Genomic DNA, 22,705 nt, shown 5'->3' with positions numbered 1-22,705 from the left:
GGAACGTGGAGCGCGGGCTGTGGGAGCGGCGGCGAAACCGGCCACGGTCGGCCGCCCGGGCCCGTCCGCGGTGCTTGGGCGGCTGTGATAATCTCACTGGGTTGGCCGCTCAGGCGGCCTCCTGCGCGAGTGGCGGAATTGGCAGACGCGCTGGCTTCAGGTGCCAGTGCCCGCAAGGGCGTGGGGGTTCAAGTCCCCCCTCGCGCACAACACAACATGGTGTTCGTGAATCTGCGCGAACCCGGATCGTAGAACTGGATACGTCGAGGCTTCGGCGGCTCTTGGAACGCCTGATGGTGGCGAGAGCGCCGACGCGGCCTGCGATCTTCATCTCGTAGGGCGCGTATGACGCCGTCTCCAGCCTGCTCAGCCGATTTCGGGCATGGCGAAGCGCCGGAAGTGCTGCTGTTGGGAAATTGCGCCCTGGGGATTCTAGGTTCGCGCCGGGTGTCGGTGGGACCGGCCGTCCTGCGGTGCCCGCTTCATCGCGAGCCGTTGCTTCGGACTGCGGCGTGGCGCACGGGTGGCGCGCTCGGGCGATTTCGGGTCACGAGGGCCGCCGAGGCGATCGATAAAGGTCTTCAGCTTGCGGACGTTACCGGAGATGGTTGCGAGTGTGGCCATCAGCGCCGCCGTCTACCACGACCCGTTACTTCACGGTCATAGCGCCGAGGCTCGAGCACAACGTGAGATGATCAGCCGCGCCTCGGCGACAGCGTGGCCGGGCGCGTCGACGGAAAGCTCCTTCGGCCCGGCCTCCCACTACTACCCCGCTCGTTGCGCTGGACTATCTTTCCGCCGTAGGCCACATACGAGGGCGCGAATGTCGTTGCGAAGATGGATCAGCCGCGGGATCCGCCACTACCGTGACTTCATCGGGTCGTTCAGGGGTGCCAGCGAGAACAGATCCACTCCCCCCAACTCGCCGGCCTGTGCCGACCAACTCAATGAGAGGCCGGGAAACGCATGGGACTCTTCGGCGTATTAGCTTGTGGTTAGGCCGTGTGCTTTTATCCCTTGTCCCGGCGAGCCAGGCCGGCCAGTTCAGAGATGTTGAAGGCCCTCCGGGTCGGGGGATCAGGTGCGATGCAATCAGTTCCGGTTCAGCCCGTGGCGGCGCGTGCCGAGGGCTTCCTTGAAGTGGCTCTCGGCCAGCTCAATATCGCGCTTCGGCGTTGCCGGGTCGAAGACCCGGAGTAGCGAGAAGCGGAAGTTCGAAGGGTCGAGACCACGGAGCTCGACGTTGCCGCCATGCCCGTTGGTCGCGTAGGCGCTCCAGCGCTGCCGAACGCTTTCCTCCCCGTCCGCCTTGCCGACGTAGTGGCGCCCGTCGCTGGTGTCAGTGATCAGGTAGATCCCCAAGACCGATGCAAGAGCCGTTCGCCACGCGGCGTAGCGATGCTCCCGCATCACGGCTTGCAGTTGTGCGTGGCTGAGAACGAGCCGATCGAACCCGGGAAAGGGGATCGGCTCGGCGTCGGCGATGCCCATAACCGGGTACTTGGCGGCAGCGGTGCCGCTCATGCGCCACGTGCGTGGGGACTTCCACCCAATTACCAGTCGACCGCGCAGGTCCGCCATGTGTTCGGACTGTACGACATCGAAGGTCCGCAGGATCCCGTCGCTCGCCACTTCGCCGCGGTTCTCTACTACCGACCAGAGCCGTGCCTGGTCGCCGCCCTCGCGGATGAATACCACCCAAACACGAGGCGGGTCGAGGGGAAAACGCCTGGTGTCCGAGGACTGAGTTCGGGTGTACTGCAGGATCTCGGCGTCGGTGGAATCCGCATGAATCCCCTGTAGGCCACTGTCCTCGTGCTCCCGCACGTACGCGTGACGCATGACAAGCGCGGTGGCGTGGTCGATACCCGCGTCGAGCAGCAGCGGGCCGAGAGTCAAGGGCATCGGTTGCTCAGCTCGGCGTGTTCTCGGGCTGCGCGCCCTCCACCGCGATGTGTTGCTCGGTCGGAACGGGGGACTGGGCGTCGGTTCGGCGCCACGGCAGCCGCTCCGTTGCCGCTTCGGCAAGCTTCTCGGTGCCCGCTTTGGCGCCCTCGAGGGTCCTAACGCTGAAACGACCCACCGCTTTGGCGCCGCGCTCGCTGATCCCGACGGCATCGTCGCGGGCGTCGATGGCGGCCTCCCGCCAGGGCTTGACCTCAACGGCAGCTCTGCCCACTTCGATACCGAGCCGTTCATGAAAGGTCACGATGTCGCTCGCGACCTCGTTACCGGAGCGCACCACCCTGCCGGCCTTGATCGGATGGAAGAACACCTGCTCGTTTGCGCCCACTGCGGCAGCGTCCATACGGGACAGCAGCCGCGCCGTGCTTTTCGAGATGAGGTCACGTCGCTTCTGCCTCGCTGCGCGCACCGCGGCCCGGTGGCGATCGAGATCACCCGGGCTGGAGTCCAGGACCCGGTCAAGCTCGAGCACCGCCAGGCCGTCCTGGAGCTGGAAGCATCGCGCCAGCACCGCCAGCCACTCCTCGACCGTCGCTTCGGCCGTACCGGAAAGCTTCGTGAGTTCCCCAACTCGCGACTTCTTCTCCATCTTCTCGGCTAGGGCGTCGAGCTGACGCAGGGCGTACGCCTGTGCCGTGGCGATCGTCTGCGCCGCGCCGTGCAGACTCGACCAGGTCACGTCGGACACCCGTCCCACGTGCTCGCGCCTCAGCATGGCGTCATCGACGACCCAGCCGACGCCGATCATTTCCGCGAGAGCGGCGTCCTTCTGGGCGCGGAGGATGTCATCGACCTTCTCGTCGATGACGGCGAGGTACTCGGTGATCTCCTCCATCGTCTGCTGCATGGCGAACTGCGCCATGATCCCCGCAGCTCCGGCCAGCATTGCCGGATTCGTCAGCATGGAGCCGACCGTGCCGGGCTTGGTGAATTCCAGGATCTTGGTGATCTTGCCCTTGCCGGTCGTCGCGACCGCCCGGCTGAGGCCGTCGGACGACCCCTTCATCGCCTTACCGACCTTGAGCGCCTTGGCGGACTCTTCCGTGAGCTGCACCCACCGGCCCGAGTTGGCCGCGATCTGTGACCCGGCCTGCGCGATGCCGGAGCCCGCGTTCAGGGCCGGCCTGAGCTTTGTCGTGAGCTGCAGGTCCTTTGACGGGACACCTGCGGAGGAGAGAAAACGCTCGACGGTCATCGGTTCGCCGAAGACCGCGACGCCGTCCCCGTCGCTGATGAGTTCGATCTTGTCGCTCAAGGTCACCACTTCCGGGGTGAAAGAGCCCCAAACAAAAGGTATCTGAGGCCGCGGACGTCGCCCGATCATTCCGCCCTGGAAAAAGCTGTGGTGCGCGTCTTGCGATCTGGCAGGCACAAAGGTAGCGAGAGAAGCCACCATGCGCACCACACTCGCATTAACCGTCAGCGAGCAGTAGACCTGTCCGAGAGCGATCCGCCGGCAAGGCGGCGTCGTGCGTCACCGCTATGGTCGCGTGCATGACCTTCGAGGACCGGGCTGTAGCGGCGCCGCCAGAGCTTCGCTTCACGGAACATGTGATCGAGGATGGCGCCTCGCTTGCACTTATGCTGCCGGCGAGTGAATCCCGGACAGGCATCTACTGGCTGGACTTTGCGGACGGCTACTCGTATGTCGGCCAGTCGGTAGCGGTACGGTCGCGGTTGGCCACGCACCGACGTCGCTGGGCGGACGCTGTCCGGGTCAAGTTTGCGCCGTGTGCGGCCGAGGATCTGGACCGACTCGAGGTCGCGGCGATCAGACATGCCGAGAGCCTTCGGGTGAACCTGCGGAACAAACTGCTCACCGGTCGGCCCGGAGGCGGCCAGGACACCATCGTCGAGGTCCGCGAGGGAGTCTCGTTGGCCTTGCCCTGGGATCGCGCCCGGCGTGGCGGTCTCGAGATCGGCACTCTCCCAACTCCCACCGAAGCGGAGCAGGCACGGTTCGCGCGCTTGCAGCAACGGACTGGCTGGGAGCACCTCGCCGCTGCTACTTCTGTGTTGATCCGGGAGGCGGTGCCAGCGCCAACCCTGTCGCAACGCGCCTTATGGACGGTGTCTGCGTTGCCGTCGACTGGCCAGACCGAAGGGTCCCACCGGATGCTCACCTTGTCGGCTGGCCGGCTCGAAATCCTACGGGTGCACGAGGTGACCGGGGGTGCCGCCGTCGAGCGGTGGGCGTGGCTCAATCTCACCGAGGAGCGAGAGCCGGAGGCGAATCGGATTCTTGAGAGGATCATCGCATTGGGCTACGACCCGAACGAGGCGGTGACCTTTCCCGACTACGGCTCAATAGCGGACGTCGCCGCGGTCGGTGTCGAGCTTCGCGACCTTCCCGCCCTGGTACGGGAGCAAACTGTGCTCGACGCTGTGTACCGGCTTGTCGTAACAGCGATGCGGCAAGGGTCCGCTCCGCTCGGGCGCCACCACAACCAAGCGCTGGCGAACGAGCTATTGCTTCGCGCGAGCCGGTGATCACGGCGGGAAGAGGCCGATTAACGCAGCGCAGGTGAGTCGGCGAGTGTCCGTAAGACGATTCTCCACCGGGCAGTCGCCGATCGCGTCCTATCGAGGCGCCAGTAGGGTTCACTGCATGGATAACCTCTCTGAGGCGGAAAATCTCGAGCGAGTCGACCGGCTCACCGACAAGCTCGTACTCGCTACGACGAACCTCCTGCGCGACCGCACCCCAATGCCGCACCAATCTCCAGCGAGCACCGCTCAGAACCGGGTAGCTCTGGTGGAGCTTCAGGCCGCACTCCTGCAAAACCCGGAGGCCGCAGTGGTTACCCTCGGGAATCTCGCGCAGGCAATCGCTACCTTGATCGTCGCATCAGGTGATGACAGTTTCAGCGCCGCGGCTCTGAAGCGCGAGCTGACCGACGACCGCATCGCCAACTTCTTCCTGATGCGTGCCGTTTCCTACGCCGCCCTTCTTACTAGTACCGATACGAAGAACATTGCACTGGCAAAGGATCGCTTCCTCGCGGCCTTCGACGAGGTCGGAGCGAAGCCGACCGACGAGATTGTCCGTGGCACATTGACCCTCGCGATGCACATGTCGTCCATCCAACTCGCACAACAGGCGTTGGAGTGCGGTTACGTCAAGGACTCGAAGACCACGGTCGCTGACCTATCCCGGCTTTACATGGGAATGCCGTAAACCGATCCGCAACCGGCACGTTCGAGCCTGATGGGCATCCAGGCGTAAGGCCGAGGCTAAGCACGCGATTGGGTGAGCGTCTGCGCCTCTAGATCGACACGTAGATGCTGGCTTTCAGTCGCCGCCCTTTGGCGGCGGTCCCGGCGCACGATGGCCGTGATGAGCACCGCTATGCCTTGGTTCCGGCAGTCATGGAAATCCAGTCTCGGCTCGCTGGTAAAGGCTGCTCGGAAGGAGGCACGCCGTGTAACCGTCATTGACCTCGTCCGGACCCAGTGCGGGCGAGCGCCTCTTAACGCCGCTGATCGCATGGTGCTTCTAACTATCTGATCCAACGGTCTCGGCCCCCGGAACTCCGGCTACGTGCCTAAGCGTCACGCTCCAGACCGTGCGGTAGAAACGTGATTATGGTCAACGCCGCAGAGTGGAAGAAGCACTTCAAGCAACGTATCGGGTCTACGGACCGGCATTTGCTTCTGACCCACGACGGTGGCCCATATCTGGGGCTCAGTCAGTCTCTGGTCGGATTCCTTGCCGAGATCTGTCCACGTGGCTCACTCGAGCTGGTTGAAGAGCGGCTGAAAAATACCGTCATGACGGTCACTGATTCCATCGCACCACCACCCGGCCAGCCGGCCGGATCGCGGGAGATACCAACGGACCCGCTCGCAGTTCGCGAGACTGTTGAGCGCGCGAACCAATGGCTCCAAGACGTTTACGCGGGAATGCCCGCCGGGGGGCGCGAAGGCGTCCGCTTTGTGCAGGAGGAAAAGACCGGCGGATTGCTTCGGGCTGGCAATCTCGTGAGCGCGGGTCTTGTCTGGTTGGCCCCGCCCGGAGCGGTCGAAGGTCTCCACCTGGCCCTGCAGCGACGACCAATGCAGTCGAATTTGATCCAGGACCTACGTTTCGTGTTGCAGATGGTGATGAGGGACGCTGCGGCCCTCCGTCCGCTCTTCTAACGGAAGCCCCTGAATGGGACAAACCGAACGCACCTGCGCTTCCGCCTTCGACGCGACGCTCGGCCGCGCCTAAAGGCCACAGCAGTAGGCAATCGCTGGGAAGGATGCTGGAACGTTTTCTGGCTAAGCCTGGAAATGCAATGGGGCACGTACGGAAGAGGTCCATTGTTCACAAGGGCTGTGAAGTTTCACGAACACCACACAACGTGGTGTTCGCGTATCTCGGGGTACCGAGTTCGCGAAACTACTTCAAACGGCTCTCCATCCGCCTCTGTGGCGCATCGAGAGCCGTTTGTTCGTAGCGGGCAACACGGTCCGACGCAGAAAACGCCCGCTCCGACGGCTTTCCGACAGTTGCGGGCGTTTCTGGGTAGGGGAGAACCCCTCGGTCGTGCGTTTCGGTTCTAGCTGATGATGGCTAGCTAGGCGGTCGTGGCGACTTGCGCCGGCCGTCCTGTTGCTGGGCCTTGCGCGGAAGCAGAGTTTCCGCTGGCCGGCGAGCCGCCCGGGTCTTCGGGACGTCGCGCGTGCTGCCCTTGCCGTCCCGCGGCCCTTCGAGTCCGTCAAGGAAGGCCTTGATCTTCCGAAGGTTGCCGGACACATTCGCCAGGGCGAACATCAGGTACTGGACCCACTCCACCCGCAGCAATGCCCGACACGGGGGAGTTCTCGACCGCGAGGCCTGGTGCCAGGGTCAACCGGGGACCCTTGCGCCGCTGTGAAGCCGCGGAATCCACTCGAAGACGGATGCTGTGGCGTCGATACCGACAGCGCCGATGGAGTCGTCGTCCTCTTTGTGAACGACAACCAACGGGTCCGGCGCGACGACTCGCGCGGAACCATATCCGCCTGTCATACCGACGCCGGCGACGGTCCGCCCGTGAATGAGCGCGGTGTAGGGGCTGCGGGGGAGATACGGTCCAGGATCGGCGCCGAACCCAAGATCGTGCAGCAGGACCCGAGCGGCGTGCTCACCCTGCGCGACCGCGTCGGCCCAGTGGTCGATGCGCCACGTTCCGAGCATCGCGTCGGTGTGGATGGCCGATCCTCCGGCCCCATAGACCCTTGGGTACCGCGTTCGCAGGTGCTCGTCGACGGCAACGCCGGCGAACCACGGGGCGGGAGCCGCCGGAGTGCTGCCGTGAGCGACGATCGCCAGGTCGGCGTGAATACGTGACCCGTCATCGAGCGCGATGGTGAGCCCAGCGCTGTCGACCTCGATCGCGGTGGCTGTTCGGCCGAACGCGGTTGCGAGGTGCTCTTGGTGGGCGGCGGCAAGCCGCGCAGCGATTTCGGGACCGAACGCGGTAGCTCCCGGTTCGGTCGACCGCGCGACGAGGGTGATGTGACGCCCTCTTTCGCGCAGCAGTGACGCGGTTTCTGCGGCCACTAGGCCGGCGCCGAAGATGACGATGCGCGACGGGGCGTCCTGCCGAGCGAGAACGCTCCGAACCCTGACGGCATCGTCGAGCGAGTGCAGCGTCGTGAGCCGCCCCGCTGCGGTCGCTTCCGCTGCGCCCGGGACGACGCTAGCGAGGTTCTTCGGCGTGCTGCCCGTCGCCACTACCAGCGCATCACAGCGGGCGATGTTGCCGGAGGCGAAGTGAACGGTCCGCGAAGCAGGGTCGACCAGCTCCGCTGTGTCTCCGACTGCACCGTGAGCTGGCACGGTCGCCTGCTCAGCCGTAAGGATGCCAACGGCGACGCCCTTGTTCACCAACGTGCGGTTGTACGGGAGTTCCCCGGTCCGGGTGACGAGCTCCACGGACACCGCATCGCTGGCTTTGAGAACTTGTGCCGCAGCGGTTCCGGCGGCGCCAGCACCCAGAATCAGAACTAGGTGTTTGGGCATGGATTCAGTTCCTTCCAACTCGGGCGAGAGCGCGATTCGGGGGCTGGCGATACTGCAACAAGTGTCGCGAGCCCCCACTGTCGGCTCAGGCGGCGTTGGCGTACGTGTTCGGGTCGGCGTCGAAGAGCGGTCCGCATGCAGCGCAGCAGAGCCAGTACCGGGTGCCGTCGAAGTCACGGAAGAGGCCCTGTGCCTCGGCGACGCTTTTGACGACGGTGCTGCCGGCCATCACCGGGCAGACGGCGAGGTCGCCGGTGGCCGCCTCCGCCGGAGCGGCGTGGTGACCGGAACAGGCGTTGCCGGTCGTCTCGGTGACGGGAAGGTGGTGGTGACCGTGCTCGGTGCCCATGGTTGTTCTCCTTCTTCTCTCTTGGTGTGGGTGAATCGGCCAGGCGGATCTAGAGCGATGTGCTCCGGAAGCCGCGCAGGCGCAGGCTGTTTCCGACGACGAACACGCTGGACAATCCCATGGCGGCGCCGGCAAGCATCGGGTTCAACAGCCCGAGGGCGGCCACGGGAATCGCAGCCACGTTGTAGGCGAAGGCCCAGAACAGGTTGGACTTGATCGTGCCGAGCGTTCTCCGCGAGAGGCGGATCGCGTCGACGGCGCCGCGGAGGTCCCCGCGCACGAGGGTGATGTCGGACGCTTCGATGGCGACATCTGTTCCGGTGCCCATCGCGATGCCGAGGTCGGCTTGCGCCAGGGCAGGTGCGTCGTTGACGCCGTCGCCGACCATCGCGACGATCTTGCCCTGCTTCTGGAGACGGGTGACGACGTCGACCTTCTCCTTGGGCAGCACTTCGGCGATTACCTCGTCGATCCCGACCTCGGCGGCGATCTGACGGGCCACGGCCCGGTTGTCGCCGGTGAGCAGCACGGGGGTCAAGCCGATCGCCTTCAACTGCCGGATCGCCTCGGCGCTGGTGGGCTTCACGGTGTCGGCCACGACGAGGATGCCCCGAGCCGCACCGTCCCAGCCAACGGCGACCGCGGTCTTGCCTTCACCTTCCGCGCGAGCCTTGGCGTCGGCGAGGGCTTGGCTGAGGGGCAGCGACCACTCCGCGAGCAGGGACTCACGCCCGACGACAACGGCGTGCCCGTCGACGATTCCCTGCACACCATTGCCCTCGACGTTCGCGAAGCTCTCTGGCGTCAGCAGCGTCCCGGTCTCCTGCGTGGCCGCCTTGGCGATCGCCTGCGCGATCGGGTGCTCGGAGGCGTCCTCCAGCGCGCCTGCCAGCCGCAGCAGCTCGTCACGGTCAGTCCCCGGCTCGGCGATCACGCCGACCAGCGTCATCTTGCCAGTGGTCACCGTGCCGGTCTTGTCCAGCACCACCGTGTCGACCTTGCGGGTGGACTCCAGCGCCTCCGGGCCCTTGATCAGGATGCCCATCTGGGCGCCACGGCCGGTGCCAACCAGCAGCGCGGTCGGGGTTGCCAACCCAAGGGCGCAGGGGCAGGCGATGACAAGCACCGCGACCGCGGCGGTGAATGCCGCCGCGACTGGGAACCCAGCACCCAGCCAGGCCCCGAGCGCGAGAAATGCGATCACGATCACGATCGGAACGAATACGCCGGAGACCCTGTCGGCGAGGCGCTGAGCCTCCGCCTTGCCGGTCTGCGCGTCCTCGACGAGCCTCGCCATCTGCGCGAGCTGCGTGTCTGACCCGACCCGGGTCGCGCGGACTACAAGACGCCCACCAGCGTTGACGGTGGCACCGGTGACGGTGTCGCCCTCGCCAACCTCGACGGGAACGGACTCGCCGGTAAGCATCGACGCGTCCACGGCGGAGGTGCCTGCGACGACGACCCCGTCGGTGGCGATCTTCTCGCCCGGCCGGACGATGAACTCGTTCCCGGCTTCCAGCTCCTCGACCGGGATCTTGGTCTCGACCCCGTCGCGCAGCACAGAAACCTCCTTGGCGCCCATCTCCAGCAATGCGCGGAGCGCGGCGCCAGCTTGCCGCTTCGACCGCTTCTCGAAGTAGCGACCGGCAAGGATGAACATCGTCACGCCGGCGGCGACTTCGAGGTAAATGTTCGCTGCACCGTCAGAGGGCGCCAGGGTGAGTTCGAACGGGTGCGTCATTCCCGGGACGCCGGCGGTGCCGAAGAACAGGGCGTACAGCGACCACAGGAACGCGGCGGTGGTGCCCATCGAGATGAGCGTGTCCATCGTGGCGGTGCCGTGCTTCACGTTGGCCCAGGCTGCTCTGTGGAACGGCCAAGCGCCCCACACAATGACCGGCGCTGCGAGCGCCAGCGACGCCCACTGCCAGTACGTGAACTGCAACGCGGGGATCATCGCCATTGCGATGACCGGGACCGTCAGCGCGATCGACACGAACAGCCGGTTGCGCAGCGCCGTGAACTCCGGGTCGGAGTCCTCTTCGGGTGCCGCGTCCTTCTTCGTCACCTTCGGTGTGGGAAGGGCGGCGGTGTAGCCGGTCTTCTCCACTTCCGCGATGAGCAGGGTCGCGTCGAACCCGTCGGGGACGGTGACCTTTGCTTTCTCGGTGGCGTAGTTGACTGTCGCGGCGACCCCGTCGAGCTTGTTCAGCTTCTTCTCGATCCGCATCGCGCAGGAGGCGCAGGTCATCCCGCCGATCTCCAACTCGATGCTGGACTGCGCGTCCGCGGGCGCTGTGGTGCTCATGAACATCCTTCTCTCAAGTGACTCCGGCGAACCGGCGCCGAATCGTCAGTGGCCGTGTGAGCCGGAGTCGCTATCCGATCCGGAGTCGTCGTGCGATCCGGAGTCGTCGTGCGTTCCGGTGCCGTGGCCGGCGTCGAGCACGAACTTCGCAGTGTGCACCTCACCGGCAACCTGGAAGTCCAGGTACAGCAGGTATCGGCCGGCGGTGGGTGCCGCGGCTGCAAAACCGATCTCGGGTCCGGAGGTGTCCCCGGGCTGCGGTTCATCGCCTTCGGCGTGCACGTGCAGGTAGGCGAGATCGCCTTCGCGCAGTGCGACAAGGTGGCCGAACGCACCGAGATACGGCTCCAATCCGGTAACCGGCTCGCCATCACGACTGATGGAAATGGTCAGCTCGCTGGTGGAACCCGCGACGAGGTCACCTTCAAGCGACAGGTTGAAGCCGTCGACGTGAGCTGTCGTCCTCGTTTCGGTTGCGGTGGCCGGCACGAGTTCACCGGCGACGTCGACCGTCCGCGAGAGAGTCAGCTTGTCCGGGCCGCCCTCGACCGCAGGGGCGAAGTCGGCGTACACGCGATACGTCCCCGCTGCCTCCCAGTCCCACGGCAGCGACCAGGTGCCGGTTTTCTGGTTCAGCACCGGGTGCACGTGACGGAAGTGGGCACCGTCGGAGCGGACCGCGATCAGGTGCAGGTCCTTCTCGTGCGAGCGCTCGAAGTCGCGGAGCGGCTCGCCGTTGTCGGCGAGGATCTTGAAACTCAGCTCACCGGACTCGCCGACGGCGGCGGGTGCGTGAACTGAGGACAGAACGTAACCCCCCGCAGAGAGCGACAAACCCGGGAGCGCTTCGTTCGTCGATGCGCCGTGGGCCATGCCCTGGTGTTCTTGCATGCTGCTTCCCTTCGTCAGTTCCGCCGCCAGCCCAGCGGGCACGACGGCGGCCGAAATACCGTAGGCACCGGCGAAGGCCACAGCCACCCCTGCGGCGTAGAGCCCCAGCCGTCCCGCAGCGTTCATCAGACCCGCACCGCCGAGTAGCCAGCCTCGTCCACCGCGGTCAGCACAGCGGCGTCGTCGATCGGCTCGGACGCGGTCACGACGAGCTTGCCGCTGCTCGCGCTCACCTCGATGTCCGCGACACCGCCGATCTGTCCGACCTCTTCGCGGACAGACATCTCGCAGTGTCCGCAGGTCATCCCGGTCACCTGATACTCGGTCGTAGCCATTTGCAGCCTCCTTCTCATACCCCCGGGGGGTACCCCGGCGACTCCATAATACCCCCGGTAGGTATGTATGCAAGTCGAGGGTGCGACGGCGTCCTCTCTGCGGACCCTTCCGCCGGCCGACGACGGCGACCGTTCGCTCCTGAGCTCGGAAGCGACTGCGGACGGGCCGATCCAAGGCGTCGGAAGCTCGTCAGAGCCCTGTCGGTGCCAGCAGCATCCGAGCGACGATCGTCGCCACTGCGCTCGTCGCGATGGTCGCGGCCCGTGCGAAGGTCGGCTCGTCGAATGGCCAGACCTGTATCCGCTCGGCTCGCTTCTCCAAGTTCTCCGCCGCGTTGAGCAGCGGGGTCTGCTGTTCCAGCACGTCGAGCGTTGGGTTCTCCTGCACCTTCTCGTATGCCTGGGCGTAAAGGTTTGCCGCGCGGTGCATCTCGCGGTGCTTGATGGCCGTCATCTGCCGGTGCAGCCCACGTACGGAAAGGAAGAAGAGGCAGAGCGCGACAAGCAGCACAAGGCTGCCGACGATGACGGTGGGGAGATCCGCGGAACTGGTCAGCACGATCGGTGTGACCGCGCCGAAGAGCATCCAGAAGCCGGTGAAGGCGAGCGCGCCAACGGGTTCCAGGCCGAGGGTGCGATCGCCGCTGTAGGTGCGCAGGGTGAGCCGCCCGCGTCCGAGGCGGTCAAGGCCGAGCTGGAGTGCGAGGTAAACCCACACCGCGGTGGAGAGGGGAATGCCGAAGATGAGCCATGTGGCGGCTTGGAGGATGGCCGCGCCGGTATCTCCGTGGAGCGCCTCGTCCAATGGGAGTACGACGGCGATTGCTGCGGTAAGGATGAGCGGTCCCGCGCTGCTGTCGATGCCGCGGAAGATTCTGTCGACGTCCGGGCGCTCCTGCTCGACGGCGTGGGTCAGAGTGACGCGGAGCCGGCTGAGATCGCGGTCGATGCGCGCCGCTCCCCACAGAGAAAGCAGCACCGCGACGGAGACAGCCGTGCGATTGAGGAGTTCCGAACTGAGGTCAGCCGTCGTGACCCACTCCAGCCCGCCGGAGGTGAGAACGATTGCAACATTCACCCATGGCACGAGCGACCACGCGATGATCCAGCCGAGTCGGCTGCCCGGGAGGCGGGAGAGGATGCGCTCCGTGAATGGCGCAGTGTGACCGGCTGGTTCGCCGGTGCTGGACGCTGTCGCGTCCGCGGGTGTGCTCCCGCCGCCCGGGTCCACGGCTGTCCGCCTCAGTTGCTCGGCTGCCGAGTCGTCCACGACACCTCTAGCCGGCGCTCACCCGGGGAACGGCGCGCGCATACTGCGGCACGTGTGGCGCCGCGTCGCAAGCCGGAGACCTCGCGTCCATCTCAATGCAAAGCTAGAACGCTGAGCCGCTCGACGACAGCCCTCCTGTACCGCGCCGATGCCGGTGGTGACCACGGCGGACCGCCCACGTGACCCGCGAGCGGCATTCGCAGCCGTTCCTCCTGGTCATCACGATTCTCGCAGGCGCTGTGTTCGCTTTGAACAGAGATGGGATCGCCCGGGGGCTGGGCATCGCGACCATCGTGGGCTTCCTCCTCACCCTCGTTCTGTCTGTCGCGATTCTCGTTCCGTTGCGACGGCGAATCCTGGCCGACTACGAAGAGGCGGACGATTTCGAGGCGATGCGGGCGCGGTGGCCGCAAGGTCATACCGGGTGGACCATCGGGATGAAGAGTTCCTGCGACTGTGGGAACGAGCGAGCGAGTTGCTGCAGGCGGCCGCCGGAGACGAGGCCACGCGGTTGCATCGAGCGCTGCAACCGGACGCGAAGTATCGCTTCATCAACGTGGCCGAGATCGGCTCGGTGGAGGACTGGTGCACGGCGATCACGAGCCCGGAGTTCGTTGAACTGAGTCGCACGATGTCGGAGTTTCAGCCCGCCCCAAGTCTGTACACGGTCGCCCGGGAGAACGATCTGAGCAGCGCGGCCCCCCTGATACGGGCCCGTGACACGGTGGGCCCGTGACACGGTGGGCCCGTGCCGGCGAGGCTCTTGGCCCTCCGCTTGCGGCGCTTACTCTGCGTCGCAGATCCAAGGGGAATCCGGCGCGGCGGCGAGGCTGCGAGGCCGAGTCGAGATTTCCGCTGAGCAACCCTGAGGGACCAGCGACTGAACGGGAATACGGCGGCCATTGACGCCGTTGTGCGGCACTGTCGCAGGCCACGCGCCTGCCTGAGTCGAAGCCCGAACCATCGGCACGGTGAAAGGACGCACAGTGTCACACGTGATCCGCCGACCCGGCATTCTCACCGGAACCAATATCGCTGCCTTCCTTGCCGTCGTTCACGCCGTCAATGACGCACTCACCGCGGTGCTCGGCGCGCTCCTGCCCATGCTTCATGCCCGATTCGCCGCCAGCACGACGACGCTCGCCCTGCTCGTGGCGGTGTGGAGCGTCAGCTCCTCGGTCACCCAGCCATTCCTGGGCGCCCTCGCCGAACGGATCGGCTTGCGCCGGGTCGCCGCAATCGGCGTCGCGCTCGCCGCGATCTCGCTCAGCCTCGTCTCCACGGCAGGAGACGTGATCCTCCTCGCGCTCCTGCTGGTCCTCGGCGGCATCGGCTCGGCCGCACTGCATCCGGTGTCGACCAGCATCGTCGGAGGTGAAAGCGCGAAGAACCCCGGCCTTGCCGTCGGGATGTTCACGGCGGGCGGAATGGCGGGATTCGCCGCCGGCCCGGTCGTCATCCTCTCCCTCGTGTCGGTGTACGGAGTCGGAGTCGGACCTTGGTTGATGCTTCCCGGTTTGCTCCTCGCCGTCGCGATCGCCGCGCTGCTGCCGCAATGGGAGCCGCACCGGCGTCGAGCGGTGCGGCGACGGCGGAGCGGTCTCCTCCTCAACCGGAAGATCGTGCTTCTGACCGTCGCCGGCACCCTGGTCAGCCTGGTGTTCATCACCTTCACGAGTTCCGTGCCACTGTGGCTGGTCGTCGAGGCTGGGCTTGCCGCGGACGCGCCGCTGCTCGGGTGGATACTCGCCGCGTTCTCGCTCGCCGCAGGACTTGGCGCCATCGGGGGAGGCGCCCTCGGCGAGAAGCTCGGGTACGCGCGCACAACGGGCATCACCCTCCTCGCTGCGGTGGTGCCGATGATCGCGGTGATCTTCCTCCCGCCGGGACCGGCGACCGTCGCTGTCGGGGCGGTCGCGGGGGCGTTGATCTACGCGAGCCAACCGCTGCTCATCGTTGCGGCGCAGGCGGCCGTCCCTGGGGCACCGGCTGCCGCCGCTGGGGTGGTCATCGGTGTCGCACACGCCGCTGCCGGATTGATCTATATCGGCGTCGGCGCGCTCCAAGGCGGGATCGGCCTGGCACCTGCGATGGCCGCCACCTTCGCCCTGCTTGTTCCCGCCGCCGTTATCGCCTACGCCGCACTTCGCATGAGCCGCTGACCCGCCTGCCTGTCCGGGATCCGGTTCCGTTGCGACTCGGGCGCGACCTCGCTGTGCCGCGTCGCGGTTTCGTCCCGGCTCTCGCACGCTGCGTCGAGAACAACCGCCTCCGCAGAGAAAACTTCTGCGACTCGGGAATACCCCCGGGGGGTATTACCGTTTCGACGTGCATGGCGCGACGAGCCGATACAGGTCGACCCGGGCACCACGAACCGCATCAGGAAGGAGTTGCAGAAATGAAAACGTTGCCGCTCGCGATCTGGGCAATGGTCATCGGCGCATTCGCAATGGGAGCCGATGAGTTCATCGTCGCCGGGGTCGTCAGAGAAATCGCCGAAGACCTGGGCGTCACATACGGGCAGGTCGGCGCACTGGAAAGCGTCTACGCGCTCGGCGTCGCCATCGGCGCCCCAGTATTCACCGCAATCGGCACCAAGTTCGGCCGCCGGTCCATGCTGCTGCTGACAACCGCCGTGTTCCTCCTCGGCAACACCCTGTCCGCGCTCGGGCCTGGCTACGAGCTGATCATGGCCGGACGCGTCGTCTCCGCCACAGCCCACGGGGCCTTCCTCGGAATCGCAGCCGTCTTCGCCGCAGAGCTCGTCGACGCGACGAGGAAGGGGCGGGCGGTAGCGATCGTCTTCTCCGGCCTCACGGCTTCCACGGTGCTCGGCGCCCCGCTCGGCGCCGCAGTCGGTCAGGCCTTCGGCTGGCGGTTCACCTTCTGGACGCTGGTGATCTTCGGCGGGATCGCACTGCTCGGACTGCTCACCTCCCTCCCGCGAACCGCGAAGCAGGTGGCGCACACGGCCGATGCCCATCACCACCCCCACGAGTCCGTAGAGGCGCACGCACACCAGTCGGCAGGAGGTCACGGTCTCGTCGAGCACATCGACAATCCGGCCGCGTCACATGGGCACGACCACGCTTCACCTGCACCCGGAAGCGAGTTCGAGGGGCTTGACGCCCACGCCCTCGCCCACCTCGGCGGCGGCGGGCACGGACCCACACTGCGGGAACAGCTCACCGCCCTGACCCGGCCAGCCGTGTGGGGAGCCCTGCTCACTACACTGCTCGGATACGGCGGCGTGTTCACCAGCTTCGTCTACCTCGCACCTCAGTTCACCGAGGTGACCGGGTTCGACGCCGCATGGATCACCCCGCTGCTCCTGCTGTTCGGCGCCGGCCTGTTCGTCGGAAACGCGCTCGGCGGCAAGCTCGCCGACAAGGCGATCATGCCCACCGTGCTCGGGACGCTCGCAGCACTCGCTGTGGTGCTGTTCGCGATGACCTTCGCCATCCAGAACCCGATCGCCGCAGTGGTCATGACCTTCGTCTTCGGTGTGACCGCGTTCTCTGTGGTCGCACCTCTCCAGCTGCGGGTGATGAGCGCTGCCGGCCATGCCCCCGACGTGGCGTCCGCCGCGAACATCTCAGCGTTCACACTCGGCAGCGCCATCGGAATCAGCCTCGGCGGCGCCGCAATCGACGGCGGCCTCGGGCTGGCATCGGTGAACTGGATCGGCGGACTGATCACCACCACCGGACTCGTCATCGCAGCGGTCACTTGGGCGCTGCTCGACCGGCGCACAGCCTCGAAACCGCACGATCACGGCCACACCGATGACCATGGGCACCGCACCGAGACATCCGGAGCCGCTGACGACCACAGCAACGCGGCGGTGCAGCCCGAACCGGTGGGCGCAGCACACGGTCACGAAGCACACCACCACCACTGAGCAACGATCACTGCGTCTTCGGAGGGCTGTCCCGTCACACCGTGGCGGGACAGCCCTCCCATGCCGACAGCCGACGCCGCGGGAGGAGTACCCGCCAGCTCATCGACGCCGGCGGCTCTGCCGCTGAGGATTGCTTCGAGTAGTACCACGGCACGACGTCCGCGCCTGTGTCGGTACCACACTCCGATTTGCGATGCTCCGCGATTTCCTACCTTCGATTCATGGGGTCCAGCCGGGATCCGGACCGAAGCGAACGAAGGCACCTTAACGTGATGGAAGCGACCAACCAGACGAGGCGACTCGGCGCCACGAGCGCCGTCGACGACGGAGTGAAGGAGACCGAAGTGGTCCGCCCAGCACCCCTGCTCGGCACCGCCGCCGATCGACCTGACGGCGACGAGGTTCCCGGACTCGCCCCAGCACCATCGCCGCGCAGGCACCGTTCGAGGCGCCTCCTTCGCGGGGTGAGCATCATCGCGGCGGGGGTGGCGACCGCGGTGCTCGTGTCAGCCGGCGCCAATGCCGTGTTGGAGCGGAGCGAGCGTGAGCGCCTGTCGTACGGCGAACGCGTGGAGGTAGCGGGCGGCTCGCTGAATGTCTACCGGCACGGAACGACCGGGCCGACGATCGTCATGCTCACCGGATATGGCACCGCCGCTCCCGTCGCCGATTTCGGACCACTCATCCGGGAACTCGACGGCTGCCAAGTGGTCGTCGTCGAGGGGTTCGGCTACGGCCTCAGCGACCTCGATGCGCCGCCGCGCACCGTCGAGAACATCACCGCAGAGCTCCACACCGCGCTCACGAAGGTGGGGGTCGACGAACCCTACGTCCTGATGGGGCACTCCATCGCCGGTCTCTACACGCTCTACTACGCGAATCGCTACCCCAACGAGGTCTCCGCGGTCGTCGGAATCGACGCGTCAGTCCCAGGGCAGATGAACGGACTCGCGGGCGCTGCCAGCCCGCTTGATCGTCTGGTCGCATGGACGGGACTGCCTCGGGTCGCAACGGCGATCATGCCGGCGCTCGCCGAGCCCGATGGCGACGACTTCACGGCTGGCGAGCGCGAACAGATCCGCTCGATGACGAACTGGAACTATGGCAACCCCGCAGTCACGGACGAAGCGAACCACGGAGCACGCAACTTCGCATCGGTCGACGACCTGACCTATCCCAGCGACCTCCCGGTGCTCTCCTTCATCAAGGAGAAGGACAACCAGCCGCGCTGGCGCGAGCTTCATGAGATCCAGCTCGAGAACCTCGAACGCGGCGAACTGGTCGAGCTCGATGGCGGCCACTACCTCCACTGGACTCACTCGCCCGAGATCGCGGACAAGGTCACCGAGTTCCTGAGTGCCGAGGCCGGGAAACGGTGAGGCGGGTTCGAGGAGACGGATGATCCGGTGCTCGTGTCCGCCGACGGAACGGGCTGAGGGTGATGCAACACGCATCACTAGGGATGCCGAGTCGTCGGCTCGGTCGCGATAACAGGGAGCACCGTGACATCGCCGATCGCGGGAAGCTCGTGACGCGCGCTCGCAGAGACGTCCGCGCTGACTCGCGCGAACTCGTCCATGGTGACCCCCGGCGCAACGGCCACCGAGAACTGCACGTGAAGACGGTGACCGGACCACCGCAGCCGGGTCGTCAAGAGCTCCGGCCGGTCGACGACGTGAAGCGCCGCGTGCTCCGCCGCCGCGACCAAGTCGGGGTCGACTCCATCGAGCAGGCGGCGTCCGACGTCACGCGCCGTTCCCCAGAGCAGCACAAGGATCGCCGCAGTGATGAGAAGGCCGATGATCGGGTCGCCGAGTGGAAAGCCAAGCCAGATGCCGACCACGCCGAGGACGACCGCCAGGGAGGTGAAACCGTCCGTCCGGGCGTGCATTCCGTCAGCCACCAGTGCCGCCGATCCGATGCGTCGTCCGACGTGGATCCGGTAGACGGCGACGATCTCATTCCCGGCGAAGCCGACGACACCGGCGGCCAGGACCCAGCCGAGGTTGGTGACCGGTTGCGGGTCGATGAGGCGGTGCACCGACTCCCACCCCGCGACGAGGGCGGAGAGGGCGATCATCGCCACGATGAACAGGCCGGCGACATCCTCGGCACGGCCGTACCCGTAGGTGTACCGGCGAGTCGCCGCTCGACGACCGAGAACGAACGCGATCCAGAGCGGGATCGCGGTCATGGCGTCGGAGAAGTTGTGGATGGTGTCGGCCAGGAGAGCGACCGAGCCGCTGATGACCACGATCGCCCATTGTGCGAGCGCGGTCATCCCGAGCACGACCAGGCTGATCTTGACCGCCCGGATGCCTTCGCCGGTTGCTTCGACGGCGTCGTCGATGGAGTCCGCTGCGTCGTGGCTGTGCGGGATGAACACGTCCCGAACCCAGCGTCCGAAGCCCGACGGATGGTCGTGGTCGTGTTCACCGTGACCGTGAGCATGTCCTTGTCCGCGGGGGTGGACGGTCACTTGGCTTGCTCCTCATGTATCGCGCGGTGATGCCGCGGGGTCCCGCCCAGGCTGTGCTCGGCTTGCAGGATGGCATCATGAACGAGCTCCTGCGCGTGCTCGTTCTCCAACGAGTAGAAGACGCGCGTCCCGTCGTGTCGGGGAGAGACGATTCGCGCGAGTCGAAGCTTCGCGAGGTGCTGCGACACGGTGGCCGGGCTCTTGCCGACCAGCTCGGCGAGCACATTCACCGACTGCGGACCGTCACGCAGGGCGAGGATTATCCGCACTCGTGTCGGGTCGGCCAGCATCGTGAACACTTCGACAGCGAGCTCCACGTACTGGCTGTCAGGGTCACGATCGAATACCTGCTTACCTGCGCGCACACGAAGATAGTCGCATGACTCCGTGATCGAATCGGAGAGCCATGCATGTTTGCCCGGTAGATAGTAAGCTAGTCAACTATGACGAACGACAACACTTCTCAGTTCACCCTTGTCGAGTTCGGCGCCGCATGGTGCGGACCCTGCCGAGCATTCGAGCCCGTGATGCACGAACTGGCAACGCGGCACCCCGACATCTCCATCAAGAAGATCGACGTCGACCAGGAGCCGGATCTGGCCGCTGAGCACGGCATCATGTCGATGCCCACGACGCTGGTCTACCGCGGTGACCAGCTGGTCGACCGGATCGTCGGCGCGCGACCCCTCCCCATGATGGAAGCGGCACTGGAACGGCACCGCGAGTCAGCCGCATGAGCGCCCTCGAGAAGATCGAGCAGCTGGCGCAGCTGAGCGGCGGTGTGATCGACTTCGTCCTCCGGGACCTCGGCCTGGACCGAGGTGAGCTTGCTGTGCTCACGTCGTTGGGGGCGGGCGAGATGACGCCGTCCGCGCTCGCGGACCTCAGCACCGTGACGCGAGCAGGAATGACCAAGCGGCTCGACCGCCTCGAAGCGCAGAGCCTGGTCGAGCGGTCCGCGGCCTCGGCCGATCGGCGCCAGATCCTCGTCCGGGCAACCGAGGCCGGCCGGTCGATCGCAGCGACCGGCTCGACGCTGCGTACCGACACCGAGCGGAAGATCCTCTCGCCGCTGTCCGCGACTGAGCAGGAGCACCTCGAGGTTCTCCTGACCCGACTGCTCGCGAGGTTCACGGAAGGGAACCCGGTGCAGGCCGCCGGATCGGAACAGGGATCAGCGAGATGAGAACGCCGGAAGAGACCGTCTCGGAGTTCTTCCGCGTCGTCCGGTCGGGGGACCGGCCGGAGCTCGCGAGGGAGTATCTCGCGCCGGCCGTTCTCGCGCACCAAGTGCGCGCGGACTCCCCGGACACCATCCAGCGCGACCCCGACGGCTACACCGAACATGTGCGCGACATGGTCGCGACGTACGGACCGTTCAGCCTCACCATCGACGAGTTCATCGCGGACGGCGACAAGGTCTATGTCCGCTGGACGCAGACCGGTTGGCACCGTGCCCCGGTCGACGGGTTCGCCCCGACCGGCCGACCGCTGCGAACCGTCGCCAGCGCCGTGTACCGCGTTACGGGTGGCATGATCACCGAATACTGGATGCAGCAGGAGGACTCCGGTCTCCGTGCACAGCTCCTCGCCCACCGGGATGAGCCCGGCGTGTAGATCCTTCGAGCCAGCCGACGAGCGGGGTGCCGGTCTCCCGGCACCCCGCTCGTCTTGGTCGTCAGGCCGCCAGTTCCGCCTCCAGTGCCTCTGCCGGCGCGGACGTCTTCCGGAGCGTGGCTGCCGCGACGATCGCTCCCACGAACGCGACGATCGCGGCACCAGCGAACGCCGCTGAGTAGCCGGACGTCAGTGCGGTGGCGTCCAGAGCCGGCCCCGTGAAGGCTGCCGCCACGGCGGTCAGGACCGCCAAGCCCACCGCCGAGCCGATCTGGTAGCTGGTGCTCACCAGCCCCGACGCGACACCGGTCTCCTCCGGCCGGGCTGCACCGATCGCCGTCCCAAGGGACGGAACGAAGGCGAGCGCCATCCCCAGCGCGGCGACCAGTGATGCGGGGAGGACGTCGGCGACGTAGGAGCCGTCCGGCCGGACCAGAGCCAACCAGACAAGGCCGGCGCCGAGCACGAGAAGCCCACTGACGATCAGCGGCTTCGCCCCGAACTTCGCCTGGAGTCGCGGCGCCAGGGCCACCATCCCCAGAACGATGAGCGCCGTCATCGGCAGCAGGGCCGCACCTGACGCGAACGCTCCGGCTCCAAGCACCTGCTGGAGGTACAGGTTGAGGAAGAACCACATCGGCACCCACGCCGCGCCAAGCAGGAGCTGCGCCACGTTCGCCGCGCCGAGCTGCGGAGTGCGGAAGATCCCGAGGCGGAGCAGCGGCTGCCGCTTCCGGGACTGGATGATGATGAACGCCACCAGGAGCAGCCCGCCACCGATGAGTGCGATCAGCGCCTCCGCCGATCCCCAGCCGACCTCAGGGGCGCGGACCACGCCATAGACCACGGAGGCCAGGCCGGCGGTGACGGTGATCGCGCCCGCAAGGTCGATGTGACCGTGCGGCACCCCGGCCACCGGCGGCAGGGCGAACGGTGTGAGCAGCACCACGATCGCGGCGATCGGCACCGTCACGTAGAACACCCACGGCCAGCTGATGTACTCGGTCAGCACGCCGCCGAGGAAGACGCCCGCGGTGCCGCCGATCGGTGCGGCCGCGCCGTACACCGCGAATGCCTTGCCGAGCTCCGCGGTTCCGCCGAACAAGGTCATCAGCAGGGTGAGGGCGGCCGGCGCGATGAGCGCGGCTCCGGCCCCTTGGACGGCGCGCCCGGCGATCTCCACTCCCGCGGTGCCTGCCGCTCCGGCCATGATGGAGCCGGCGATCAGCACCAGCCAGCCGGTGGTGAACATCTTCCGCGCTCCGAACAGGTCGGACAGGCGACCGCCGAGCAGCAGCAGGCCACCGAACGCGACGACGTACGCGTTGAACACCCAGGACAGCGACTCAGGGGAGAACCCAAGCGCTTGCTGGATGTCCGGCAGCGCTACGCCGATGATGCTCGTGTCCATGATCACCACGAACTGTGCCGCGGCGATCAGGGCGAGTCCGAGACCTCGCCGGCCACCGCCACGGGTTTGTATTGCAGTCATTTCCGAACCTCTCGATCTCAGGAGGACGATATACCCCCGGGGGGTAAAAGGTATACCCGGGTAGGGTATACTCGTCAAGAACGATTTGCTTTTGACAGCCCGGCGG

General features: G+C 66.5%; 21 protein-coding genes and 1 tRNA gene. 11 read left to right on the top strand and 11 right to left on the bottom strand.

Annotated elements, in window-relative coordinates; genetic code table 11:
- The first annotated feature begins 123 nt into the window (after positions 1–123).
- Positions 124–207 (top strand) — tRNA-Leu (locus ACFFGH_RS21035).
- An 885-nt stretch (positions 208–1,092) separates the two neighbouring features.
- Here the strand turns inward: ACFFGH_RS21035 and ACFFGH_RS21030 are convergent.
- Positions 1,093–1,905 (bottom strand): GIY-YIG nuclease family protein, encoded by an 813-nt coding sequence (locus ACFFGH_RS21030; RefSeq protein ID WP_386671968.1) that lies wholly within the window; start codon positions 1,903–1,905, stop codon positions 1,093–1,095.
- 7 nt (positions 1,906–1,912) lie between these two features.
- Entirely contained in the window at positions 1,913–3,370 is a 1,458-nt protein-coding gene (locus tag ACFFGH_RS21025) for a hypothetical protein (protein ID WP_386671966.1), read from the bottom strand.
- 89 nt (positions 3,371–3,459) lie between these two features.
- Here ACFFGH_RS21025 and ACFFGH_RS21020 point away from each other — a divergent pair, with 89 nt between their 5' ends.
- The 3 genes from ACFFGH_RS21020 (at position 3,460) to ACFFGH_RS21010 (ending at position 6,105) form a co-directional block, all read left to right on the top strand.
- Complete coding sequence (locus ACFFGH_RS21020; protein ID WP_386671965.1) at positions 3,460–4,455, top strand: GIY-YIG nuclease family protein; 996 nt, start codon at positions 3,460–3,462, stop codon at positions 4,453–4,455.
- 118 nt (positions 4,456–4,573) lie between these two features.
- Positions 4,574–5,143 carry a hypothetical protein gene (locus tag ACFFGH_RS21015; RefSeq protein ID WP_386671963.1) on the top strand — a complete coding sequence of 190 codons (570 nt, stop codon included), beginning with the start codon at positions 4,574–4,576 and terminating at the stop codon, positions 5,141–5,143.
- A 407-nt stretch (positions 5,144–5,550) separates the two neighbouring features.
- Positions 5,551–6,105, top strand: coding sequence for a hypothetical protein (locus tag ACFFGH_RS21010; protein ID WP_386671961.1), 555 nt, complete (start codon positions 5,551–5,553; stop codon positions 6,103–6,105).
- A gap of 694 nt (positions 6,106–6,799) precedes the next feature.
- On the opposite strand, the gene ACFFGH_RS21005 is transcribed toward ACFFGH_RS21010, so the two are convergent.
- The 6 genes from ACFFGH_RS21005 to ACFFGH_RS20980 all read right to left on the bottom strand — a co-directional run bounded on the left by ACFFGH_RS21005 (position 6,800) and on the right by ACFFGH_RS20980 (position 13,110).
- Positions 6,800–8,035: an FAD-dependent oxidoreductase gene (locus ACFFGH_RS21005; RefSeq protein ID WP_386671959.1), complete on the bottom strand. Its 1,236-nt coding sequence runs from the start codon at positions 8,033–8,035 to the stop codon at positions 6,800–6,802.
- Positions 8,036–8,042: 7 nt separating this feature from the next.
- A complete protein-coding gene (locus ACFFGH_RS21000) occupies positions 8,043–8,306 on the bottom strand; it encodes a hypothetical protein (protein WP_386671957.1) in 264 nt (87 codons plus the stop codon).
- A gap of 49 nt (positions 8,307–8,355) precedes the next feature.
- Complete coding sequence (locus ACFFGH_RS20995) at positions 8,356–10,614, bottom strand: heavy metal translocating P-type ATPase (RefSeq protein WP_386671955.1); 2,259 nt, start codon at positions 10,612–10,614, stop codon at positions 8,356–8,358.
- A gap of 45 nt (positions 10,615–10,659) precedes the next feature.
- On the bottom strand, positions 10,660–11,631 hold the full coding sequence (locus ACFFGH_RS20990; protein ID WP_386671953.1) for a DUF8832 domain-containing protein: 972 nt from the start codon (positions 11,629–11,631) through the stop codon (positions 10,660–10,662).
- Complete coding sequence (locus ACFFGH_RS20985; protein WP_386671951.1) at positions 11,631–11,840, bottom strand: heavy-metal-associated domain-containing protein; 210 nt, start codon at positions 11,838–11,840, stop codon at positions 11,631–11,633. The genes ACFFGH_RS20990 and ACFFGH_RS20985 overlap by 1 nt, the downstream gene beginning before the upstream one ends.
- Before the next feature lie 190 nt (positions 11,841–12,030).
- Positions 12,031–13,110 carry a hypothetical protein gene (locus ACFFGH_RS20980; RefSeq protein ID WP_386671949.1) on the bottom strand — a complete coding sequence of 360 codons (1,080 nt, stop codon included), beginning with the start codon at positions 13,108–13,110 and terminating at the stop codon, positions 12,031–12,033.
- Between the two features lie 424 nt (positions 13,111–13,534).
- Between ACFFGH_RS20980 and ACFFGH_RS20975 the strand changes: the two genes are divergently transcribed.
- The 4 genes from ACFFGH_RS20975 (at position 13,535) to ACFFGH_RS20960 (ending at position 18,390) form a co-directional block, all read left to right on the top strand.
- The gene (locus ACFFGH_RS20975) at positions 13,535–13,846 is read left to right on the top strand and encodes an ABM domain-containing protein (protein WP_386671947.1); all 312 of its coding nucleotides are present in this window, start codon (positions 13,535–13,537) and stop codon (positions 13,844–13,846) included.
- Positions 13,847–14,105: 259 nt separating this feature from the next.
- Positions 14,106–15,272 carry an MFS transporter gene (locus ACFFGH_RS20970; RefSeq protein WP_386671945.1) on the top strand — a complete coding sequence of 389 codons (1,167 nt, stop codon included), beginning with the start codon at positions 14,106–14,108 and terminating at the stop codon, positions 15,270–15,272.
- Between the two features lie 236 nt (positions 15,273–15,508).
- Positions 15,509–17,011, top strand: a complete 1,503-nt coding sequence (locus ACFFGH_RS20965) for an MFS transporter (RefSeq protein WP_386671944.1) — start codon at positions 15,509–15,511, stop codon at positions 17,009–17,011.
- Positions 17,012–17,283: 272 nt separating this feature from the next.
- The gene (locus tag ACFFGH_RS20960; protein WP_386671943.1) at positions 17,284–18,390 is read left to right on the top strand and encodes an alpha/beta fold hydrolase; all 1,107 of its coding nucleotides are present in this window, start codon (positions 17,284–17,286) and stop codon (positions 18,388–18,390) included.
- A 77-nt stretch (positions 18,391–18,467) separates the two neighbouring features.
- On the opposite strand, the gene ACFFGH_RS20955 is transcribed toward ACFFGH_RS20960, so the two are convergent.
- Positions 18,468–19,490, bottom strand: coding sequence for a cation diffusion facilitator family transporter (locus ACFFGH_RS20955; protein WP_386671941.1), 1,023 nt, complete (start codon positions 19,488–19,490; stop codon positions 18,468–18,470).
- Complete coding sequence (locus ACFFGH_RS20950) at positions 19,487–19,855, bottom strand: ArsR/SmtB family transcription factor (RefSeq protein ID WP_386671939.1); 369 nt, start codon at positions 19,853–19,855, stop codon at positions 19,487–19,489. Before ACFFGH_RS20950 ends, ACFFGH_RS20955 begins: the two co-directional genes overlap by 4 nt.
- A gap of 78 nt (positions 19,856–19,933) precedes the next feature.
- Here ACFFGH_RS20950 and ACFFGH_RS20945 point away from each other — a divergent pair, with 78 nt between their 5' ends.
- Genes ACFFGH_RS20945 through ACFFGH_RS20935 form a run of 3 tightly spaced genes read left to right on the top strand, consistent with a single transcriptional unit; the run spans position 19,934 to position 21,107 of the window.
- Positions 19,934–20,227, top strand: a complete 294-nt coding sequence (locus ACFFGH_RS20945) for a thioredoxin family protein (RefSeq protein WP_386671937.1) — start codon at positions 19,934–19,936, stop codon at positions 20,225–20,227.
- Positions 20,224–20,676 carry a MarR family winged helix-turn-helix transcriptional regulator gene (locus ACFFGH_RS20940; RefSeq protein ID WP_386671934.1) on the top strand — a complete coding sequence of 151 codons (453 nt, stop codon included), beginning with the start codon at positions 20,224–20,226 and terminating at the stop codon, positions 20,674–20,676. Before ACFFGH_RS20945 ends, ACFFGH_RS20940 begins: the two co-directional genes overlap by 4 nt.
- The gene (locus ACFFGH_RS20935) at positions 20,673–21,107 is read left to right on the top strand and encodes an ester cyclase (RefSeq protein WP_386671932.1); all 435 of its coding nucleotides are present in this window, start codon (positions 20,673–20,675) and stop codon (positions 21,105–21,107) included. Before ACFFGH_RS20940 ends, ACFFGH_RS20935 begins: the two co-directional genes overlap by 4 nt.
- Before the next feature lie 61 nt (positions 21,108–21,168).
- Here ACFFGH_RS20935 and ACFFGH_RS20930 read toward each other — a convergent pair whose 3' ends face one another.
- Positions 21,169–22,599 carry an MFS transporter gene (locus ACFFGH_RS20930; protein ID WP_386671930.1) on the bottom strand — a complete coding sequence of 477 codons (1,431 nt, stop codon included), beginning with the start codon at positions 22,597–22,599 and terminating at the stop codon, positions 21,169–21,171.
- Between the last annotated feature and the right edge of the window lie 106 nt (positions 22,600–22,705).

Source organism: Lysobacter korlensis (assembly GCF_042434515.1).
The sequence above is the reverse complement of the archived record's forward strand: the minus strand, read 5'-3'. Positions and strand labels throughout refer to the sequence as shown.

Excerpts from the sequence above, each read along its gene's own strand:
- ACFFGH_RS20940 (WP_386671934.1), top strand. The coding sequence starts at position 20,224 with ATGAGCGCCCTCGAGAAGATCGAGCAGCTGGCGCAGCTGAGCGGCGGT.
- ACFFGH_RS20990 (WP_386671953.1), bottom strand. The coding sequence starts at position 11,631 with ATGAACGCTGCGGGACGGCTGGGGCTCTACGCCGCAGGGGTGGCTGTG.
- ACFFGH_RS21000 (WP_386671957.1), bottom strand. The coding sequence starts at position 8,306 with ATGGGCACCGAGCACGGTCACCACCACCTTCCCGTCACCGAGACGACC.
- ACFFGH_RS20930 (WP_386671930.1), bottom strand. The coding sequence starts at position 22,599 with ATGACTGCAATACAAACCCGTGGCGGTGGCCGGCGAGGTCTCGGACTC.
- ACFFGH_RS21010 (WP_386671961.1), top strand. The coding sequence starts at position 5,551 with ATGGTCAACGCCGCAGAGTGGAAGAAGCACTTCAAGCAACGTATCGGG.
- ACFFGH_RS20960 (WP_386671943.1), top strand. The coding sequence starts at position 17,284 with ATGGAAGCGACCAACCAGACGAGGCGACTCGGCGCCACGAGCGCCGTC.
- ACFFGH_RS20965 (WP_386671944.1), top strand. The coding sequence starts at position 15,509 with ATGAAAACGTTGCCGCTCGCGATCTGGGCAATGGTCATCGGCGCATTC.
- ACFFGH_RS20935 (WP_386671932.1), top strand. The coding sequence starts at position 20,673 with ATGAGAACGCCGGAAGAGACCGTCTCGGAGTTCTTCCGCGTCGTCCGG.
- ACFFGH_RS20985 (WP_386671951.1), bottom strand. The coding sequence starts at position 11,840 with ATGGCTACGACCGAGTATCAGGTGACCGGGATGACCTGCGGACACTGC.
- ACFFGH_RS20995 (WP_386671955.1), bottom strand. The coding sequence starts at position 10,614 with ATGAGCACCACAGCGCCCGCGGACGCGCAGTCCAGCATCGAGTTGGAG.
- ACFFGH_RS21015 (WP_386671963.1), top strand. The coding sequence starts at position 4,574 with ATGGATAACCTCTCTGAGGCGGAAAATCTCGAGCGAGTCGACCGGCTC.
- ACFFGH_RS21030 (WP_386671968.1), bottom strand. The coding sequence starts at position 1,905 with ATGCCCTTGACTCTCGGCCCGCTGCTGCTCGACGCGGGTATCGACCAC.
- ACFFGH_RS20945 (WP_386671937.1), top strand. The coding sequence starts at position 19,934 with ATGACGAACGACAACACTTCTCAGTTCACCCTTGTCGAGTTCGGCGCC.
- ACFFGH_RS21020 (WP_386671965.1), top strand. The coding sequence starts at position 3,460 with ATGACCTTCGAGGACCGGGCTGTAGCGGCGCCGCCAGAGCTTCGCTTC.